This is a genomic window from Streptosporangium nanhuense (assembly GCF_059358815.1).
Genome location: NZ_JCADBG010000001.1, coordinates 1,036,849 through 1,056,927 on the forward strand (window position 1 = coordinate 1,036,849; position 20,079 = coordinate 1,056,927).

A 20,079-nucleotide genomic window follows, 5' to 3' on the forward strand; every position below is an offset into this window, starting at 1 on the left:
CAGACGTTAGAGGGAGGTGCTGTCCCGCTGTATGCATAACGACACACAGTGCTATATGTATATAAAGTTCACATACAGGTACTACATTCGTAGGTCTTGATTCGTTTGGCTCCGCCACGGGATGTGGTCGGGTCATCGGCGGTGCGTGACGTACGCTCTGACCTACGATCGCGTCTTGTGCTGGGATGCGGAACCGACGGCGCTGACGGCGCGCATCGCCGACCCCCTGTCGACCCGCCCCGAGCCGCGACAGACCTTCACCGACCTGGTGCGCGCCCTGTCGGCCGACGTGCCGCGTAAGAACTCCCGGCAGCCGGCCGACCACATCGGCCATCGCACCGCCCACCGGTTCGAGCACCTGCTGGACCGCGCGAAATGGGACGTCAACGCCCTGCGCGACGAAGTCCGCTCCCATGTACTGTCGCATCCGGGTCGCGCCGAGGGGATACCGATCGCCGGCGACACGAGTGCGATCGGGATCCATGAGGGACGGACCGGCGCGCCTGATTCGGAGCCGGGCACGCCGGTCCGTCACGGCCGTCCTCAGAGGAGGTCGGCCCTTTCCAGGGCGGTGCAGCAGGTGTCGACGATGAGGCGGGTGACGGTGTAGGGGTCGACGTTGGCGTTGGGGCGGCGGTCTTCGATGTAGCCCTTCTTGTCGACTTCGACCTGCCAGGGGATGCGGACCGAGGCGCCGCGGTCGGAGACGCCGTAGCTGTACTCGCTCCAGGGGGCGGTCTCGTGGGCCCCGGTGAGGCGGTCCTCGACACCGACGCCGTAGTGCTTGATGTGCTTCAGGGGCTTGTCGTCGCGGCCGAGGGACTCGGCCGCCTCGATGATCGCGTCGTAGCCCTCGCGCATGGCGTTGGTGGAGAAGTTGGTGTGGGCGCCGGCGCCGTTCCAGTCTCCCTTGACCGGCTTGGGGTCCAAGGTCGCGGAGATGCCGTAGGCCTCGGCGGTGCGGTAGAGCAGCCAGCGCGCGATCCACAGCTGGTCGGCGACCTCCAACGGGGAGAGCGGGCCGACCTGGAACTCCCACTGGCCGGGCATTACTTCGGCGTTGATGCCCGAGATGCCCAGACCTGCCTTCAGGCAGTTGTCCAGATGGGCCTCGACGATCTCACGACCGTAGATCTCGTCGGCGCCCACCCCGCAGTAGTAGCCGCCCTGGGGGGCGGGGAAGCCGCCTTCGGGGAAACCGAGGGGGCGCGAGCCCTGGAAAAAGGTGTATTCCTGCTCGATGCCGAACAGGGGCTCCTGGGCGGCGAACTTCTCGGCGACCGGGCGGAGCAGGGCGCGGGTGTTCGACTCGTGCGGGGTGCCGTCGATGTTGAAGACCTCGCACAGCACGAGGATGTCGTCACCGTTGCGGATGGGATCCCGGTGGACGGCCACCGGCTTCAGCACGCGGTCCGAGGCGTGGCCCTCGGCCTGGTTGGTGCTGGAACCGTCGAAGCCCCAGATGCCCGGCTCGGCGCCGTCGGCGAGGATCTTGGTCTTCGAGCGCAACTTCGCGGTCGGCTCGGTACCGTCGATCCAGATGTACTCGGCCTTGTAAGCCACTTGTGTCTTCTCCTTCGGATGGCCTGCCGTGGGTCGGCAGGACGTGGGTGGTGGAGGTGGAACGTGCCGCCGCGGACGGACGGGTGGAGCGGCTAGCCCGCAACGGCCGGACTGGGCGTGAGGAGCTTCACGATGCGCTCGTGGGCTCCCCGTTCGGCGTCGGAGCGCGCGGTCCCGCCCCAGCGGTCGTTGATCTTCGGGTCAGCGCCTTGGTCCAGGAGGTACTGGACGGCCTCGAGATGTCCCTCGGAGGCGGCCAGGTGGAGCGCGGTCCGCTTGTCGTAGTCGGTGGAGTTCGGGTCCTTCCCCGTCGCCAGCGCGATGCGGATGTCGTCCAGGTCGCCCTGGCTGGCCGCCCACAGCAGGCGCATCGTCGAGGTGATCTCCTCTTCGTTCTTGCCGCGGCGCGGATCGCGCTTGCCGGAGATCTCTCCGGCGGCGAAGGAGTCGTAGACGTGGAAGTTGAAGCGGCCCACCAGTTCCTTGCAGAAGGCGACACCGCGCACGGAGTTGCCCAGCGCGTCCAGCCGCGGCGACCAGACGCAGATGCCCATGACGCCGGGGACCACGATCATCAGACCGCCGGAGACGCCGCTCTTGGCCGGCAGCCCGATGGTGAAGGCGAACTCGCCGGAGTAGTCGTACATCCCGCACGAGGACATCAGCGACAGGCACTTGCGTACGGTGTCGGCGGAGAAAACGCGTTCTCCGGTGAGCGGGTTGACCCCGCCGTTGGCCAGCGCGGCCGCCACGACCGACAGCGACCGTGCGTCGACCTCGATCGAGCAGCACTGGAAGTAGAACTCCAGCGTCTCGACCAGGTCGGTGCCCTCGGGGAAGGAGCCGTGCTCCCGCATGAAGTAGCCCAGGGCGAAGTTCCGGTCCGCGGTGCGGCGCTCGGAGAGGTAGACGGCGTTGTTGAAGCCGACGGTGCCGCCCCCGGCGAGTCTGCGCCAAGTCTCGGCGACGTATTCGAAGCGGTCGGCTGTGTCGTGCTTCGGACGGATGAGCGAGCACGACATGATGGCGCCGGAGTTGATCATCGGGTTGTGCGGCAGGCCGTCACTGTTCAGCGTCAGCTCGTTGAAGCCGCGGCCGCTGGGCTCCCGACCCACGTGCCGGTGCACGACGTCCGCGCCGTGTTCCTCCAGCGTCAGGCAGTAGTTGATCGGCTTGCACACCGACTGCACGCAAAACATGGTGTCCGCGTCACCGACCGCGAAACGCTGCCCGTCGGTCGTGCAGAGTGCGATCCCGAAATTCTCCGGATCGACGCGGCCGAGTTGCGGAATGTAGTCGGCGACATGTCCTGCGTCGACGCGCCGCAGGCTTTCGTAGATCCCGGCTATCTCCGTCTGGAGCGCAGCGAAGTCGGGTATGACGAAGTCTCCCCTGATGGATTTCGCGACGACGCTGCCGCCCTTCTGGCACAGGCTGATGAAACGGTCCAGGTCGATCCGGGACTGCCCCTCGATGTCGATTCCCCGGCGTAGTGCCGCCCACATTTCCGTGACCCGTGGATCGGTTTCCGAGATACCGGACTCCCGAAGCCGTGTGGCCAGCTCCGAAGCGGCGATCCGGCCGTCCGCGTCGACACCGAACGACTTGAAGAGCTTGTGGTAGTACCCGGTTCCCGAATCGCCCTCCGCGGCTTTCGCGCCGGGCCCTGGGGAAGGTTCGCTATTTGTGTCGTGCAGCCGGGGTCCGGCTTTCCTGGCCGTGGGCATGACTTGACTTTCCATTCTCCGTGGACAAAAAGATCAATAGCCTGTCACGAACGTCGGCGGATTTCGGCCTCCTGCGGGAGGCGCTCTCTCCCGGCGTCCGGGAAAAGCATTCCGCGCCATGAGGAATGCAAGGCACTATCTTCCGGAGATCGACGTCGGCTGACGGGGGGTCAATTCCGGTCCCCCGGGGGGCGCACGGGTGTGCCGGGCCTGTGCGAGGGGCGCATGGACCGTTCCATCTCGTTGGGCACGTACGGTGAGAACCCGTTCGAGTGGTCGGCCGGCCGGAACACCGGTCCGAGGGCCGAACCACCGATCAGTTCCAGGGCGCGGTCCGGGGGCACCTGTGAGGGGTCGTCGACGCCGACACCGGGGCTGCGGTGTCAACCCTCCACCGGCCGCGAACCCCGGCGTCGACGAACGACGCCGGAGGCCGCTGTCGGTGTCATGCGGCGGAGTCTTCCCGAATCAGGTCGGCGGCTCTTTCACCGATCATGATGGTGGCCGCGTTGGTGTTCACACACACGATGGATGGCATCACGGACGCATCGGCCACGCGCAGACCTTGCAGTCCATGGACTGCGAGTCGAGAGTCGACCACGGCCATGTCGTCGACGCCCATCTTGCAACTGCCGACCGGGTGGTAGTAAGTCCCGGTGCCGCGAGCCACGAATTCACGAAGTCTCGCCTCATCCCGGATGTCGCTCTCGGGAAGGACATCGTTCTTCCGCCAGGCGGCGAACGCGCTCGTCGCGTTCAGCTCTCGTGCCTTTTCAAGACCGAGCAGCAGACGCCGTACGTCGTCTTCGTCATCGAGGTAGTTCGGGTTGATCAATGGCGGCTGATCCGGGTCGGCGCTCGCGAGCTTGATCCAACCACGGCTCCGCGGAACGGCAACGATGCCGAATGTGTAACTGTTCGCCGGCGCCCGCACCGTAGGCGGGTGGAAGGGGACGTGAATGAACATGAACTGCATGTCCGGCCCAGGGAGCCCTGGATCGCTTCTCCAGAGCATCGACACCTCGGCATGGTTCGCCGTACCGGGCGGGATCTCCCGACTGGACTCCACGACGTACCCGAGCAGGGGATGATCGTGCAAATTCATTCCCACCCCGGGGAGGTCATGAATTACCTCGATGCCGACTTCCCGCAGGTGATCGGCCGGCCCGACACCGGACGCCAGAAGCAGCCGCGGTGATTCGATCGCACCCGCGCAGAGTATTACCTCGGCATCGGCCCCTGCGCTGCCCAACTCCCCGTCACGCTGATACTCGACGCCGACGCAGCGTCGCCGCCCTTGAAAGAGGAGGCGACGCGCCCGCGCGCCGGTGAGGATCGTGAGATTCGGGCGGTCCGCAATCGGGTGTATATACGCACCGGCCGTGCTGATCCGCTTGCCTTCGGAAATCGTCAGTTCATGCCATCCGGCACCCTCTTGGGCCGAACCGTTGAAGTCCGCGGTGATCGGGTGGTGCAACTCCTCGGCGGCCTCCAGAAAAACAGAGGACAGAGGGTTCGGATGGACAGCGGTACTGGGACGTATCGGGCCGCCACTACCTCGATAGTTCGGCTCACGCCCCTCCACGTGTTCCATACGGCGAAAGTACGGCAACACATCCGCGTAGCCCCAGCCTGAAGCGCCTCCCTGCTCCCACTGGTGGAAGTCCTCACGGTGTCCTCGGAGGTAAACCATCGCGTTGATGCTGCTGGAGCCGCCGATCACCTTCCCGCGCGGCCACGCGTGAACGGATCCAGCCGTGCCGCGCTGCGGTTCCGTACTGTAATTCCAATCGACTTCGGTGCCCCACAGCCCAGGCCACGCCGGCGGTACGTGGATGAGTTCCGAAGAATCCTGTCCGCCTGCTTCGAGGAGCAGTACTCGCGTATTCGGGTCTTCGGAGAGCCTGGCCGCCACAACACAACCCGCTGACCCGGCGCCCACCACAATATAGTCGTACCTTTTCACCACGAATACCTTTCTCTCTACCCTTCACCGTGTCCGGTTCACTCCGATCGACCACAGAGCGGTCTGAACAGCGGAGGCTTCTCTGTCTTTCTTCGGGGGGCTGGGTTGAGGGTCGGCGATCCATCGCATCGGCCGGCCCCGGGGGGAAGGGCGTTGCTCCGGGCTCGGAGCACCCGCCCGTTGACGCCACCGGTGGTTCACTACACCAACCCGGTATGCAATATATTGCCCATGATGTGTGGAGGTGTCAAACAGGACCGCTCGCGGGAAGTAGGAGGTCAGAGCGATAGCCACGCCTGCGACGGCTGCTGGAGCGAGCTGTGGCCGTCCGTCTCCAGCAGGCTCGCCCTACTGACTTCGGCAAGACGTTCCGCGTACGGCCGAGGCCGGACACCGGCTTCTGTCCCGCCCCTCAGCCGGCGCCGGCTGATCGCGCCCGAGCGGCCCACCCGGCTGCTGGAACGCCGCCGCCGAGCTTTACAGGCAGCGCGACACGGCGGAACGCCGTATCAATCGGCCCGCTTCGACAAGCCCCCCCGAAAGCTACCTCGCCGGTCTTCGTCTACGAGGAGCCATCTTGTGGATCCGAGGCCTTCGACCCCTCTGAAGATCCGGAGTCCGTACAGACCCTAGGCGCCGGTCAGCTCGTCGAGGACGGCCCTGGCGGAGGCGCGGTAGGCGGCCACGTTGCGCAGCTTCACGTGCTCGTAGCCGCGGATCGTCTCGGGCAGCTCGGCCAGCTCGCGGACCCGCTCCCCGGTCTCCGGGCGCAGGTGGTCCAGCGCGCGGTGCACGTCGCGGGTGTACTCGGCGACGAGTTCCCGCTCGGTCCCGCGCACCCCGCCCAGGCCGAACGGGTCCAGGCGGGTGCCGCGCAGCACGCGCATGCCGTACAGCAGGCGGAAGGCCGGGTCGAACCAGGGGCCGAGGCGGAGCTTGCGCCTCATGCCCAGGGCGCGCAGGAACGGCGGGTGCAGGTTGTAGGAGACCCGCGCGCCGGGACCGAACTCGGCGGCGATCCGCGCCCGCTCGGCCGGGTCGAGGTGCAGGCGCGCCACCTCGTACTCGTCCTTGTACGCCATCAGCCGGTGCAGCTGCCGGGCGTAGGCCTCGGTGACGGCGGTGCTGCCGGGGGAGACCTCCCGCTCCCTGGCGAGGACCGCGCGGACCGCGTCGGCGTACCGGGCGGCGTAGCGCGCGTTCTGGTACGCGACGAGGTCGGGCACCCGGACCGCGAGGATCCGGTGCAGCTCGGTGCCGGGCTCGGCGACCGCGTCGACCAGGCCTGCCGCCTCCGGGGCGGGGGGCGGCGCGGCCGGGGCTGCGGGGCGGGTCGCCGCGGCCACGGCCTCGGGGGCGGCGACCACCGCGCGCCCCCAGTGGAAGGCGGCGACGGTCCGCTCGGCGGCCCGGCCGCCGCCCGCGCGGATGGCCCGCTCGATCGACTCCAGGCCGAGCGGGATGAGACCGCGCTGCCAGGCGGCCCCGACGATGATCGTGTTGGCCGGCATGTGGTCGCCGAACAGCGCCTGCGCCATCTCCTCGGCGTCGAGGTAGACGTTCAGCTCGCGCCGGGTCCGCGACTCCAGCGCGCCGATCGGCGAGGCCGTGTCGGTCAGGTGGGTGGCCGGGTCGAGCACCATCGAACCGGTCGGCACCAGGCTGGTGGAGACCACCGCCACGGTACGGTCGCGGTCGGCGGCGGCCAGGTGGGCGGGGTCGGTGGCACCGATCAGGTCCAGCGCCAGGTAGGCGTCCACGCTGGCCGCGCCGCCCCGCGCCGAGCGGTCGCCGTCACCGTCGAAGATGAGGATGTCGGAGACGACCGTGCCGCCCTTCTGGGCCAGGCCGGTCTGGTCGAGCCCCCGCGACCGCCTGCCGTCGAGCATCGCGGCGGTGCCGAGGATCTGCGCGACCGACACCACGCCGGTGCCGCCGATGCCGACCAGCCTGATCGAGGTCTCCCCGGTGCGCGCCTCGGGGAGGGGCATGTCCGGCGGCGCGGGCAGCGGGGCACGCTTCCTGGAGGCGGCCTTGCCCTTGGCGGGCAGGACGGTGAGGAAGGAGGGGCAGTCGCCCTCCACGCACGAGTAGTCCTTGTTGCAGGACGACTGGTGGATCTCGGTCTTGCGCCCGAACTCGGTCTCCACCGGCAGCACGGACAGGCACTCGGACTTCTGCCCGCAGTCGCCGCAGCCCTCGCAGACCCGCTGGTTGATCGCCACCCGCCTGGCGGGGTCGGGCAGGTCGCCCTTCTTGCGCAGCCGCCGCTTCTCGGCCGCGCACTGCTGGTCGTGGATGAGCACGGTCACGCCTGGGATCGCGGCCAGCTCGCGCTGGGCGTCCTCCAGCGCGGTCCTGTCGCGCACCTCGGCGATGCCCGCGAGTTTGACACCCCGGTAGCGCTCGGGCTCGTCGGTGGTGACGACGACCCTGCGCACCCCCTCGGTCTCCAGCCAGCGGGTCAGGTCGGGCACCGACAGCGCCGGGGTGATCGTCTGGCCGCCGGTCATCGCGACCGCGCTGTTGTAGAGCAGCTTGTAGGTGATGTTGACGCCCGCCCCCACCGCCGCCCTGACCGCGAGCGAGCCGCTGTGGTGGAAGGTGCCGTCGCCGAGGTTCTGGAAGATGTGCGGGGTGTCGGTGAACGGCGCCTGGCCGATCCACTGCGCCCCCTCGCCGCCCATCTGGGTCAGGCCGGTGAGCGTGCCCTTGCCCTCGCGGTTGAGCACCACCATCGTGTGGCAGCCGATCCCGGCGCCGACGGGCGCGCCGTCGGGGACGGCGGTGGAGCGGTTGTGCGGGCAGCCCGAGCAGAAGAAGGGGGTGCGCTTGGGGGTGAGCAGTGTCAGCGGCGCCGGGCGCGAGATGACGGAGAGCCCCCTCGCCACCTGCTCGCCGAGGCCGTTCAGGCCGTCCAGGCCGTTCGGGCTCCGGCGGCGCAGCCGGAAGGCGATCGCCTTGGCGGCCAGGTCGGCGTCGACGGCCCCGTGCCGGGGGATGAGCGGCGCGCCGTTCTCGTCGAGCTTGCCCAGCACGCGGGGGGCGCCTGCCGTCCCGTACAGGATGTCCTTGACCGAGGTCTCCAGCAGCGGGGCCTTCTCCTCCACGACGAGGATCTCCGTCAGCCCCCGGGCGAAGGTCCGGACGATCTCCGGGTCCAGCGGCCAGAGCATGCCGATCTTCAGGAGGCGGACACCGGCCTCCTCCGGCGTGACGCCGAGCTTGCGGAAGCCCTCGCGGACGTCGTAGTAGGCGGTCCCGGAGGCGACGACGCCCAGCCAGGCGTCGCGGGGGTCGGCGGTGACGCGGTTGAGGCCGTTCTCACGGGCGTAGGCGCGGGCCAGGTCGAGGCGCGGGCCGACGAGCGTGCGCTCCATCTCCAGCGACCACGGGGTGAGCAGCGTGGCGTCGGGCACGTGCCGGTACGGCCTGCCCTGGTAGTCGACGTCGGGCATGACCGGGACGACCCGGTCATGCCCGACGTCCACGGTGCCGGTGCCGTCCACGACGTTGGAGACGGCCTTCACCGCGACCCACAGCCCGCTCGCCCGGGACGCCGCGATCGCGTGGCGTCCCAGGTCGAGCAGCTCCTGGACGCTGCCGGGGTGGACGATCGGCATGCCCAGCGTGGCGAGCGTGCCCTCGGTCGCCGAGGGGAGGGTGGAGGACTTGCAGGTCGGGTCGTCGCCGCAGAGCGCGATCAGGCCGCCCTCGGGGTGGGCGCCGACGAAGTTGCCGTGCCGGAACGCGTCGGCCGCGCGGTCGACGCCGGGCGCCTTGCCGTACCAGACGCCCAGCACGCCGGAGGTGCGCGGGAGAGGGAGCGAGGGCACGAGCTGGCTGCCCCAGACGGAGGTGGCGCCGAGTTCCTCGTTCTGCCCGGGGCGGTGCACCACGCCGAGCGGCTCGGTGTGCCGGCGGGAGCGGGCCAGCTCCTGGTCGAAGCCGCCGAGCGGGGAGCCGGGGTAGCCGGACACCATCGTGCCGGTGCGGAGACCCGCGAGCCTGTCGGCGCGCATCTGGTCGATGATCACCCGGACCAGGGCCTGGGTGCCGGTCATGAAGACCTGGCCCTCGTCGAGCAGGTAGCGGTCGTCGGGGGAGATCTCACGGGCGTCTGCGAAGATCGTCATGGTTTGGGTCCCGTCGTCGTCGCTCCTGCGTTGCCGCAAGGTTATGCCAGGTAGAACGAAACTCGATGTCAAACTTTCCAAGGTTGGCGTGTCTCGTTAGCATCCGATGTCATGGATGTGACGGATCGCGCAATTCTCGGTCTCCTGCAGGTGGAGGGGCGGTTGAGCAACCTGGAGCTGGCCGAGCGGGTGCGGCTGACGCCCTCGCCGTGCCTGCGCCGGGTCCGCAACCTGGAGGAGACGGGAGTGATCACCGGCTACCGCGCCGTCATCGACCCCACGGCCGTGGGCCGGGGCTTCCAGGTCGTCGCCTACGTCGAGCTGGAGGGCCAGGACGCCGAGACGGTCACCGCCTTCGAGGCCGCCGTCATGGAGATCGACGACGTGGTGGAGTGCCTGCGCATGTTCGGCCGCCCCGACTACGTGCTGCGGGTGGCGGTGCCCGACATGGAGGCCTACAGCCAGCTCTGCCTGGAGAGGCTCGGCCGCCTGCCCGGTCTCGACAAGCTCACCTCGCAGATCGCGATGAAGGCCCTCAAGCCAGGCGGCGTCCTGCCCCTGTGACCCTGCGGGCCGGGTCGTGGACCGGCGACCGGCCGTGAACCGGCCGTGGACCGGGGCCTCCCGGAGAGGTGCTGTGCCGTTTCGCCGGTAGAGGGCTGGCCGTAAAGCCAATTTTTGTCCGAAATTGGAAAAAGCCTACTATTTCTGTAGGATTAGCGGAGAAGGCGCTGACGACGTGTTACGACGCGCCGCCGGTGCCGTACCGCAGGAAACCCCCACGGCGAGCCCTCGCCGAACGCGACGAAGTGAGCTGTCCGAAACCATGCCCGCAACGGCCCCCACGCCTCTCGTGCGGCTGGTGCGGCCCGATGGCGCGGACGGCCATCAGGAGAGACAGTGAACAGGAAGACGACGCCGTTCATCGGAGCCGTGATCGCGGCCGCGCTCGTCCTCGCGGGATGCGGCTCGGGCTCCGGCCAGGACTCCGGCTCCGGTTCGGGCTCCGGCTCCGGCTCCGGGGGCAGCGCCGCGCCCGCGGGGTCGGCCGCCGCCTTCGACCCGGCCGCGACGATCGAGGTCGGCTCGCTCTACGAGCCGCAGAACCTCGACAACACCGGCGGCGGCGGGCAGGGCGTGACGGAGGCGTTCAACGGCAACGTCTACGAGGGCCTGTTCAAGCTGACCGACGAGGGCAAGGTCGAGAACCTGCTCGCCGAGAGTCACAAGGTCGGCGCAGGCGGCCTCACCTACACCTTCACCCTGCGCGAGGGCGTGAAGTTCCACTCGGGCGACCCCCTCACCTCGGCCGACGTGAAGAGCAGCATCGAGCGGGTCACCGCGAAGGAGTCGCAGTCGGCCCGCAAGGGCAACTTCGCCGTCGTCGAGAGCGTCGAGACCCCCGACGACAGGACGGTCGTCGTGAAGCTGAAGGAAAAGTCGATCTCGTTCGTCTACAACCTCAGCTACATCTGGATCATCAACGACACGGCGAAGGACCTGGCGAAGTCCGAGGACGGCACCGGCCCGTACCGGCTGGGCGAGTGGAAGCGCGGCTCCACGCTGAGCCTGACGCCGTTCGACGGCTACTGGGGCACCGCCCCGACGAACAAGGGCGTGGTGTTCCACTACTTCACCTCGGCGACCGCGCTCAACAACGCGCTGCTGACCGACGCCGTCGACGTCGTGACCAGCGAGCAGAGCCCGGACGCGCTGGAGCAGTTCAAGAACAACCCGAACTACAAGGTCAACGACGGCCGGTCGACGACCAAGCTCCTGCTGGCCTTCAACGACAAGGCCAAGCCGTTCGACGACAAGCTCGTCCGCAAGGCCGTCGGCTCCGCCATCGACGACCGCAAGCTGCTCGACTCCGTCTGGGGCGGCTACGGTACGGCGATCGGCTCGATGGTCCCGCCCAGCGACCCCTGGTACGAGGACCTCACCTCGGTCGACCCCTACGACGTGGAACTGGCCAAGAAGCAGCTCGCCGAGGCGGGTCTCCCGAACGGGTTCGACTTCACGCTCGACACCCCGAACTACGACCCGCACCCCACCGCGGCCACGTTCATCAAGGGCGAGCTGGCCAAGATCGGCGTCAACGTGACGATCAACGTCATCACCGCCGACGAGTGGTACACCAAGGTGTTCAAGAACCGGGACTTCACCGCGACGCTGCAGGAGCACGTCAACGACCGCGACGTCGTCTGGTACGGCAACCCTGACTTCTACTGGGGCTACGACAACCCCGAGGTGACCAAGCTGGTGAACGAGGCCGAGAAGAGCGACACCGTCGAGCAGCAGACCGAGCTGCTCAAGCAGGCCAACCGGAAGATCGCCGAGGACGCCGCCAGCGACTGGCTCTACCTCTACCCGCAGATCGTGGTGGCCTCGTCGTCGCTGTCGGGCTACCCGGTCAACGGCCTCAACTCGCAGTTCCACGCCTACGGCATCAAGAAGGGCTGATGTCCGGCCCGCACCCCGCCGACCCGGCGGCGCACCCCGCCGGCCTGGCCCGCCACCTCGCGGGTCAGGTACCGCACCCCGCCCGCCTCCTCACCGGTCAGGCACCGCACCCCGCGCACTCCGCCCGCCCGGCCCGCCACCTCGCGGGCCAGGTACCGCTCCCCGCCCGCCCGGCCCGCCGCCCCGTGCGGCGGGCCGGGCTCCGGCGCGCGTGCCCGCCGGTACGGAGCCCCCTGTCATGATCACTTACCTGCTGCGGCGGGCGGCCTTCCTCGTCGTCTCGCTCCTGCTGGCCTGCGTCGTGCTGTTCCTGCTGCTGCGCCTGCTGCCCGGCGACCCCGCCAACGCGCTGCTGTCGGTCGGGGCCACCCCCGAGCAGATCGAGGCAGCCCGCCACCAGATCGGCTCCGACCGCCCGCTGCCCGAGCAGTTCGCCACCTGGATCGGACGGCTCGCCACCCTCGACCTGGGCGAGTCGTTCATCAGCACCCTCCCGGTCGGCCCGGAGATCGCCTCCCGCCTGGTCGTCACCGTCCCGCTCACCCTGCTGTCCTTCCTGCTGGCCGTCGCCGTCGCCGTACCGGTCGGCTTCGTCGCCGCCCACCGCGCGGGCACCTGGTACGGGTCCCTGCTCAGCGGGCTGTCCCAGCTGGGCATCGCGGTCCCGGCCTTCTGGGTGGGGATGCTGCTGATCACGGTGTTCTCGCTCCGGCTGAGGGCGTTCCCGGCCGGGGGCTTCCCCAGGGACGACTGGGCCGACCCGGTCGCGGCCCTCACCTCGCTGGCGCTGCCCGTCGTCACGATCGCCCTCGTCATGTCGGCCTCGCTCGTCCGCTATGTCCGCTCCGCCACCCTGGACGTGCTGGGCAGCGACCACCTGCGGACCTTCAGGGCGCTCGGCTCCTCCTTCACCGGGGCGATGTGGCGGCACGGCCTGCGCAACGCGGCCGTGCCCGTGGTCTCCGTCCTCGGGATCGAGCTCGCCACGACCTTCCTCGGGGCCGTCGTCGTCGAGAGCGTGTTCGCCCTCCCCGGCCTCGGCGGCATGCTGGTCAAGGGGATCGCCCAGCACGACTACCCGGTGATCCAGGGCATCCTGTTCGTCAGCACCTTCGCGGTCCTGCTGATCGGCTTCGCCGCCGACCTCGCCCAGCGGCTCATCGACCCCCGGCTGCGCGGCACCGTCTCCGGAGGCCCGCGATGAAGGCCGTGCCCGAGATCCCCGTACCGGATGCCCCCGCCCGGTCACGACGGTCCACGAGGTCCACGACGCTCGTGATCGGATGCGTGCTCGCCGGCCTGGTCGTCGTCATCGCGGTCGTCTCCCTCCTGTGGCTCCCGTACGCCCCGGACGACACCTCCGGGAACCGGCTCATGCCCCCGGGGGCCGCCCACCCGCTGGGCACCGACAAGCTGGGCCGGGACCTGCTCACCCAGCTGATGATCGGCGCGCGGATCGCGCTGACGGTCGGCGTCGGCTCGGTCCTGCTCGGCGGCGTCCTCGGCCTGCTCGCCGGTCTCGCGGCCGGGTTCGCCACCCGGTGGCTCGACGACACGGTCTCGGTGCTGCTCGACATCCTCATCGCCTTCCCCACCCTGCTCCTGGCCATGCTCGTGGTCGCGGTGCGCTCGGCGTCGCTCGGCTCGGCGATCCTCGCGATCGGGCTGGGCATGTCCGCCATCGTGGCGAGGCTGACCCGGGTGCTCGTCAAGCGCGTGCTGGCCCAGGACTTCGTCACGGCCTCGCGCACGTCGGGGACCTCCTGGCCGCGCGTGGTGACCGAGCACGTCCTGCCGAACATCTGGCCGACGCTGCTGGTCAACCTCGCGCTCCAGCTCGGGCTCGCCGTGCTGGCCGAGGCGTCGCTGTCCTACCTGGGGCTCGGCCCGCCCCCGCCGAACGCCTCCTGGGGGCGCATGCTGCAGGAGGCCCAGGCGACCGTGCTCACCGCCCCGGCCGGCGCCGTCGCGCCCGGCGTGCTGCTGGTCGTGCTCGTCGTCGGCGTGAACCTGATCGCCGACGGCCTCAGGGACGTGGCCGACCCGACCCGGCGGAGGACGCGATGAGCCTGCTCGACGTCACGGGGCTGCGCGTGCGCTCCGCCGACGGCCACGACCTCGTCAGGGGCCTGTCCTTCACGATCGGCCCGGGGGAGCGGCTCGGCCTGATCGGCGAGTCCGGGTCCGGCAAGTCGCTGACCGCCCTCGCGGTCATGGGCCTGCTGCCGTCCGGCATGACCGCGTCCGGCAGCGTCGTGCTGGACGCGCCGGGCACGGGCCCGTCCGAGATCGTCGGCGCCTCCGAGCGGCGCCTGAACGGGCTGCGCGGCCGGGCGGTGTCGGTCGTCTTCCAGGAGCCCCTGACGGCCCTCGACCCGCTGATGAGGGTCGGCCGCCAGCTCGCCGAGCCCATCAGGCGCAGGCGGGGGCTGCGCGGCGCCGCCCTGCGCGCCGCCGTGGCCGCCGCGCTCCAGGAGGTCAGGATCGCCGAACCCGGCAGGGTCGCGCGGGCGTACCCGCACGAGATCTCCGGCGGCCAGCGCCAGCGCGTCGCCATCGCGATGGCCCTGGCCTGCGAGCCCGCGCTGCTCATCGCCGACGAGCCGACCACGGCCCTCGACGTGACGGTGCAGGCGGAGGTGCTCGCCCTGCTCGGCGGCCTGGTCACCGCCCGGGGCATGGCCCTGCTGTTCATCGGCCACGACCTCGCGGTCGTCTCCGGGATCACCGACCGCGTCCTCGTCCTCAAGGACGGCGAGGCCGTCGAGTCGGGAACCGTCAGGGAGATCGTGGACGCGCCGCGCCACCCGTACACCCGGTCGCTGGTGGCGGGCGCCCGGCACCTCGACAACGCACTGGATTGGACGAACCGTTGACCCGGCCCCTCCCGGACCAGCCGTCCGAACCCACCGAGCCGTCCGGGCCCGCCGCGCCGACCGCACCCACCGCACCCACCGCACCCGCCGTGCCCGCCGCTGATGCGAAGAACGGGCCGGACGTCGCCGACCGGACCGGGGGCGTCAGGGGCGAGGCGGTCCGGCCCGTCCTGGAGGCACGCCAGGTAGGTTTCGCCTACCGGGGGGCGGCGGCCCCGGTGCTCTCCGACGTCTCCTTCGAGGTGCTGCCGGGGCGTAGCACGGCCCTGGTGGGGGAGTCGGGGGCGGGCAAGACGACGCTGCTGCGCCTGCTGCTCGGCCTGGCCGTGCCCACCGCGGGGCGGATCCTCTTCGACGGGACGCCGCTGTCGCCGCGCGACCGCGGGCGGATGCGCGCGTTCCGCCGCAGCGTGCAGACCGTGTTCCAGGACCCGTACTCCTCGCTCGATCCCCGGCAGCGCGTGGGCAGGATCGTCGCCGAGCCGCTCCGCTCGCTCGGGCTGGTACCGGCGGCGCGGTGGAACTCCTCGGCCGCGGACCTGCGCGTCGCCGCCGCGCTGGAGGCCGTCGGGCTGCCGGCCGACGCCGCGCGCCGCTACCCGCACGAGTTCTCCGGCGGCCAGCGCCAGCGGGTCGCCATCGCGCGGGCCATCGTGTGCGAGCCCCGCGTCCTGCTCGCCGACGAGCCCGTCAGCGCCCTGGACGTCTCCACGCGCGTACGGGTCATCGACCTGCTGGCCGAGCTGCGCGAGAGCCACGGGCTGACCGTCGTGATGGTCTCCCACGACCTCGCCGTGGTCGCGATGCTCTGCGACCACACGGCGGTCCTCGAACGCGGCCGGATCGTGGAGCAGGGCGAGACCGCCACCGTGCTCGGCTCTCCGCGCCACCCCTACACCCGGCGCCTGATCGACAGCGTGCCGAGACTCCCCACCGCCTGACGGCTCTCCCCGCCGCGCCCGCCCTAGCGCAGCAGCGGGAGCTTGCCCGTGAGGCGCTCCACGGTCCGGCGCGGGCCCAGCAGGCTCACCGCGTAGTACGAGAGGTCCTCGCCGTCGGCGCGGGCCAGCCCGGCCAGATACTCGTCGTAGACGTTGGTGCGCTGCGCGATGGCCGCCATGTCGGCGACGACCAGCTCGGCCTCCCCCGCCGCCTCGTTCCTGACCCGGCGGACGACGTCGCCGGGCGCGGCCAGCACCGTGCACCCGGTCCAGGGCAGCCCGGCGTGGGCGTGGCCGGAGGCGTCGGTGCCCGCCGAGCCCAGGATCGCGGGAACGGCCCCGCCCACGGACGCGGCCAGGCAGGCGGCGGCGTTGGCCTGCAGGCCCCGGGGCAGGTCATGGTCGATCACGATCACCCATTTCACCGGAAGCCGCCGGGTGGGCAGGTCGGTCCGGCGGTCGAGGGTGTCGATCCAGTCGGCCGTCATGGTCATTCGCGTTCCTCTCTCCGAACTTGTGGGAGGACGCTCGCACCCACTCCGTAGGTATCACAACTCCGTCTCGCTCTTTCCGAAGAAGGTTCGGGGATTCGTGGGAAAATGTGTCCGTGGACGAACTTGATACGGCCATCCTCGCCGAACTCCAGCGTGACGGCCGCCAGACCAACCGCGAGCTGGCCGAGCGGCTCGGCATCGCGCCCTCGACCTGCCTGGAGCGGGTGCGGTCCCTGCGGAGCAGGCAGGTGATTGAGGGGTTCCACGCGGAGGTCAACCTCGCGGCCATCGGCCGTCCGGTCCAGGCGCTCATCAACGTCCGGCTGCACCCGAAGATCAGGGAGGCGGTCGAGGGCTTCCGCGACCACGTCGCCGCGCTCCCCGAGACCCTCGCGGTCTTCGTGGTGTCCGGCGGCGACGACTTCATCATCCAGGTGGCCGTGCGCGACACCGGCCACCTGCGCGACTTCGTCCTCGACCACGTCTCCCGGCACCGCAACATCGCCGACGTGCGCACCTCGCTGGTCTACGACCACATCCGCAAGACCTCCGTGGAGGTCCTGCCCCCCGAGCGGCACAGCCCGCCGCGGACCCGCCGGCGCTGAACGCGCGCCCGCGCGTCTCTCGTGCCCGCGAACTCTTCGGGATGCGCGGGCGCACCTTCACGATCGGCATGGTGCTGCCGCACATCAGGAACCCGTTCTTCGCCGACATCCTCGACGGTCTCTGCGAGCGGCTCGACGGCACCGGCTATCAGCCGATCATGGTTCAGGGCGGCGTCACCCGCAAGGTCGAGAGGCAGGCGGTCGACGCGCTGGTGGACCGGCAGGTGGACGGCATCATCATGGTCGCCCCCCTCGCCTCCAGGACGCGGATGGAGGAGGTGGCGCGGGAGACGCCGACCGTGGTGCTGGCGCGGCACGAGAAGTCGACGGTCTACGACTCGGTCTTCGACGACGACGACACGGGCGCCGAGGCGGTCGTCAGGCACCTGATCGAGCTCGGGCACCGCCGGATCGCCCACATCACCCACCAGGACAACAGCATCGCCCAGCCGGACGACCTGCTGCACATCATCAGGGCCGAGACCTACCGGCGCGTCATGCGCGAGCACGGGCTGGGCGACGAGATCGCCGTCGCGACCGCCTTCTACCACGAGAAGGGCGGCTACGACGGGACGCGCGAGCTGCTGAGCCGCTCCCCGCGCCCGACCGCGATCTTCGCCGGTGCCGACCAGGCGGCGATCGGCGCGCTGGCCGCGGTCCACGAGGCGGGCCTGTCGGTCCCCGGCGACGTCTCGATCGCCGGTTACGACAACACGCTGCTCGCGGCCCTGCCCAACATCGCGCTGACCAGCGTCGACCAGGACGGGGCGGTCATGGGGCGCACGGCGGGACGGCTGCTGCTGGAACGGATCGAGGGCCGCGTGTCGGCGGTGCGCTTCTCCGTGACGCCCAGACTCGTCACGCGCCGCTCGACGGCACCGCCGCCCATGTGAGCCCCGCCGCCCACGTGCCCCCGGCGGCCCGGACGTCGCCGCGGGCCCGAGCGGGCGGCGCGTGCGTCAGGCGGGCTTCTTCGCGGGGACGGTCGCCCCGGTGTCCGGCTCCGCGGGCGGGGGCGGGGGCGACGGGTCGCTGAGCTGCTCGCGGAGATAGTCCCAGGCCACGGCGATCAGGGCGGCGACCGGCACGGCGAGCAGGCTGCCCACGATGCCCGCCAGGCTGCCGCCCAGCGTCACCGCCAGCAGGACCACCGCCGCGTGCAGGCCGAGACCGCGGCTCTGCACCATGGGCTGGAAGACGTTGCCCTCCAGCTGCTGCACGGCGACGATGATGGCGAGCACGATCAGCGCGTCCGTCAGGCCGTTGGACACCAGCGCGATGAGGACCGCGACGAAACCGGCGAACAGGGCCCCGATGATGGGGATGAACGCCGCCACGAAGGTCAGCACGGCCAGCGGGAGGACCAGCGGCACACCCACGATCCACAGGCCGAGACCGATGAAGACGGCGTCGAGCAGGCCCACGAAGGCCTGGGAGAGCACGAACGAGCCGAGGGTGTTCCAGCCGCGCGTGGCCAGGGCCGGCACGTCCGTGGCGAGGCGGCCGGGGAGCTGGCGGGTCAGCCAGGGCAGGAACCGCGGGCCGTCCTTGAGGAAGAAGAACATCAGGAAGAGCGCGAGGACGGTGGTGATCAGGCCGTTGACCACGGTGCCCACGCCGGTGAGGGCGGCGGTGACGATGCTGCCGACGCTGGCCTGGATGCGGGTCACCGCGGTGTCGAGTGCCTTGCTGAGCTGGTCGTCGCCGAGGTTCAGCGGCGGCCCGGAGGCCCAGTCGCGCAGTTGCTTGATGCCGTTGCCCACGCCGGTGGCCAGCTCGCCCGACTGGGACGCCACCGGGACGGCGATCAGCACCACGGTGCCGGCGGCGACCAGGAGGAAGAGCACGGTCACGACCGAGGCGGCCAGGGTGGGATGCCAGCCGTGCCGGCGCAGGAAGCGGGTCACGGGCCAGGTCAGCGTGGTCAGGAGCAGGGCGATCACGAGCGGCCAGATGACGGACCACATCTGGCCCAGGATCCACAGGACCACCGAGGCCATCAACACGACGAGCAGCATCTCCAGGGAGATGCGCGCCGAGGTGCGCAGCGCGGCGCGGGTCTTCTTAGAGTTCAGCGTGGCAGGCACGAGAACACCCTAGACAAAGTCGGATCAGGCCCGCACCCGCGAGGGAAACCGGGACGGAACCGGGACGAACCCGGGACGAACCTGGCCGTCCCGGCCGGACGTACCCCTGATCGCCCCGGCCCTGGCCGACGAGGGGCGGGCGGCGCGGGCGTCCTCAGTCGCCGATGTTGACGACGCTGGTGAGGATGACCACCGAGTCGTCGTCGGCCTCCAGAGAGTGCCGCCGCTGCGGGATCGGGGCGGCCTGGCCCGCGCCGAGCCCGACGGTCCGCTCGTCGTCGATGAGCCGGACCCGCCCCGACAGGACGTGCAGGCTCGCGGCCGGTGGGGCGTCGTGGTCGCCGAGGGCCGTTCCCGCGGTCAGCGCGATGATCGCCTGACGCAGGGTGCCCTCGTTGAGGTAGGTGTGGGCGCTGCGGCCGTGCGAGCTCGCCCTGGCGAGGTTGAGGTGCTCCGCGGCGAGAGCCAGTACGTCGATCATTCGGTTCCTTCCGGTCGCTCTGAACCTGCCCTGGGCGGGTGAGGCGCAGAGTCAGGCGAAGGTAAAGTCATCCGTCCCGCCGCGTGGGGGGCCGCTCGTCGAAACGGATGGCCCTGAGCAGGTCGGCGGCGGGACGGTCGAGGATCGTGACACTCGCGGCCGGAGGGAACGTTCCGCCGCGGGCGCGATCGATGATCACTCGCCAGCGGCGGCAGTGCCGGGCGAAGGTCGCGCTCGTGACGACCCGGCCGCGCGAGAGCTGCCCCTCGCGGGCCAGCCTCGGCTCCACGTCGAGCAGGATCAGGTGGACCTCGCTGCCGACCCTGCGGGCCAGCCAGGCGAACCCGTACAGGATGTGCGGCCAGGTGCCGCGGGTGTGCGCGACGACGGAGTGCCCCTTCAGCAGGGCGCGGGCGATCCGCACCACGTGGGTGGTGTGCACGAGCGGGATGCGGGCCCTCGGGGGGACCGGGCCCAGGTAGCGGGCCCACCAGTTGCGGGACTGGCGCGAGTCGATGACGCGGGCCTCACCGGCGCGCACCGGCTCCCTCTCGTCGCCGCGCAGCCCGTACAGCCGGTCGAGCAGGGTGCTCTTGCCCGCGCCGGGGAGCCCGGCGAGGAGCACCAGCGATCCCGCCGGATAGCGCAGATCCTCGACGGAGGACCGGCCGGCCGGTGTGCTGGCCATCACGTGCACCTCGCTGGTATGGGGAACTTCTCTCATATTGCGTCTCGCAGCC

General features: G+C 70.5%; 17 protein-coding genes and 1 pseudogene. 10 read left to right on the top strand and 8 right to left on the bottom strand.

Annotation, left to right across the window (positions count from 1 at the left end; translation table 11 throughout):
• Nucleotides 1–145: 145 nt before the first annotated feature.
• Nucleotides 146–475 (top strand): annotated as a pseudogene (locus tag AC5L38_RS04290) (IS701 family transposase); the annotation flags it as partial.
• A 68-nt stretch (nt 476–543) separates the two neighbouring features.
• On the opposite strand, the gene glnII reads toward AC5L38_RS04290, so the two are convergent.
• The 4 genes from glnII to AC5L38_RS04310 form a co-directional block, all read right to left on the bottom strand.
• On the bottom strand, nt 544–1,563 hold the full coding sequence (gene glnII / locus AC5L38_RS04295) for a glutamine synthetase (protein ID WP_495241417.1): 1,020 nt from the start codon (nt 1,561–1,563) through the stop codon (nt 544–546).
• 92 nt (nt 1,564–1,655) lie between these two features.
• Nucleotides 1,656–3,290, bottom strand: coding sequence for a glutaminase A (glsA, locus tag AC5L38_RS04300; protein WP_495241418.1), 1,635 nt, complete (start codon nt 3,288–3,290; stop codon nt 1,656–1,658).
• A gap of 445 nt (nt 3,291–3,735) precedes the next feature.
• Nucleotides 3,736–5,256 (bottom strand): GMC family oxidoreductase, encoded by a 1,521-nt coding sequence (locus tag AC5L38_RS04305; protein ID WP_495241419.1) that lies wholly within the window; start codon nt 5,254–5,256, stop codon nt 3,736–3,738.
• A gap of 629 nt (nt 5,257–5,885) precedes the next feature.
• On the bottom strand, nt 5,886–9,392 hold the full coding sequence (locus tag AC5L38_RS04310) for an indolepyruvate ferredoxin oxidoreductase family protein (protein WP_495241420.1): 3,507 nt from the start codon (nt 9,390–9,392) through the stop codon (nt 5,886–5,888).
• 111 nt (nt 9,393–9,503) lie between these two features.
• On the opposite strand from AC5L38_RS04310, the gene AC5L38_RS04315 reads away from it, so the two are divergent.
• The 7 genes from AC5L38_RS04315 to AC5L38_RS04345 all read left to right on the top strand — a co-directional run bounded on the left by AC5L38_RS04315 (nt 9,504) and on the right by AC5L38_RS04345 (nt 15,672).
• Nucleotides 9,504–9,956, top strand: a complete 453-nt coding sequence (locus AC5L38_RS04315) for an Lrp/AsnC family transcriptional regulator (RefSeq protein ID WP_495241421.1) — start codon at nt 9,504–9,506, stop codon at nt 9,954–9,956.
• Between the two features lie 336 nt (nt 9,957–10,292).
• Entirely contained in the window at nt 10,293–11,855 is a 1,563-nt protein-coding gene (locus AC5L38_RS04320; protein ID WP_495241422.1) for an ABC transporter substrate-binding protein, read from the top strand.
• The gene (locus AC5L38_RS04325) at nt 11,855–12,097 is read left to right on the top strand and encodes a hypothetical protein (RefSeq protein ID WP_495241423.1); all 243 of its coding nucleotides are present in this window, start codon (nt 11,855–11,857) and stop codon (nt 12,095–12,097) included. Before AC5L38_RS04320 ends, AC5L38_RS04325 begins: the two co-directional genes overlap by 1 nt.
• A complete protein-coding gene (locus AC5L38_RS04330) occupies nt 12,094–13,059 on the top strand; it encodes an ABC transporter permease (protein ID WP_495241424.1) in 966 nt (321 codons plus the stop codon). Before AC5L38_RS04325 ends, AC5L38_RS04330 begins: the two co-directional genes overlap by 4 nt.
• Complete coding sequence (locus AC5L38_RS04335; RefSeq protein ID WP_495241425.1) at nt 13,056–13,922, top strand: ABC transporter permease; 867 nt, start codon at nt 13,056–13,058, stop codon at nt 13,920–13,922. The genes AC5L38_RS04330 and AC5L38_RS04335 overlap by 4 nt, the downstream gene beginning before the upstream one ends.
• Nucleotides 13,919–14,731, top strand: a complete 813-nt coding sequence (locus tag AC5L38_RS04340) for an ATP-binding cassette domain-containing protein (protein ID WP_495241426.1) — start codon at nt 13,919–13,921, stop codon at nt 14,729–14,731. Before AC5L38_RS04335 ends, AC5L38_RS04340 begins: the two co-directional genes overlap by 4 nt.
• An 89-nt stretch (nt 14,732–14,820) precedes the next feature.
• On the top strand, nt 14,821–15,672 hold the full coding sequence (locus AC5L38_RS04345) for an ABC transporter ATP-binding protein (RefSeq protein WP_495241427.1): 852 nt from the start codon (nt 14,821–14,823) through the stop codon (nt 15,670–15,672).
• Between the two features lie 23 nt (nt 15,673–15,695).
• Here the strand turns inward: AC5L38_RS04345 and AC5L38_RS04350 are convergent, their stop codons facing one another.
• On the bottom strand, nt 15,696–16,166 hold the full coding sequence (locus AC5L38_RS04350; RefSeq protein ID WP_495241428.1) for a DUF2000 domain-containing protein: 471 nt from the start codon (nt 16,164–16,166) through the stop codon (nt 15,696–15,698).
• Nucleotides 16,167–16,279: 113 nt separating this feature from the next.
• On the opposite strand from AC5L38_RS04350, the gene AC5L38_RS04355 reads away from it, so the two are divergent.
• Nucleotides 16,280–16,771, top strand: a complete 492-nt coding sequence (locus tag AC5L38_RS04355) for an Lrp/AsnC family transcriptional regulator (protein WP_495241429.1) — start codon at nt 16,280–16,282, stop codon at nt 16,769–16,771.
• 41 nt (nt 16,772–16,812) lie between these two features.
• Nucleotides 16,813–17,664: a LacI family DNA-binding transcriptional regulator gene (locus AC5L38_RS04360; RefSeq protein WP_495241430.1), complete on the top strand. Its 852-nt coding sequence runs from the start codon at nt 16,813–16,815 to the stop codon at nt 17,662–17,664.
• Nucleotides 17,665–17,730: 66 nt separating this feature from the next.
• On the opposite strand, the gene AC5L38_RS04365 is transcribed toward AC5L38_RS04360, so the two are convergent.
• The 3 genes from AC5L38_RS04365 to AC5L38_RS04375 all read right to left on the bottom strand — a co-directional run bounded on the left by AC5L38_RS04365 (nt 17,731) and on the right by AC5L38_RS04375 (nt 20,027).
• Nucleotides 17,731–18,858, bottom strand: a complete 1,128-nt coding sequence (locus tag AC5L38_RS04365; protein ID WP_495241431.1) for an AI-2E family transporter — start codon at nt 18,856–18,858, stop codon at nt 17,731–17,733.
• A 154-nt stretch (nt 18,859–19,012) separates the two neighbouring features.
• A complete protein-coding gene (locus AC5L38_RS04370) occupies nt 19,013–19,339 on the bottom strand; it encodes a cupin domain-containing protein (RefSeq protein ID WP_495241432.1) in 327 nt (108 codons plus the stop codon).
• Nucleotides 19,340–19,406: 67 nt separating this feature from the next.
• On the bottom strand, nt 19,407–20,027 hold the full coding sequence (locus AC5L38_RS04375; protein ID WP_495241433.1) for an AAA family ATPase: 621 nt from the start codon (nt 20,025–20,027) through the stop codon (nt 19,407–19,409).
• Nucleotides 20,028–20,079 lie beyond the last annotated feature (52 nt).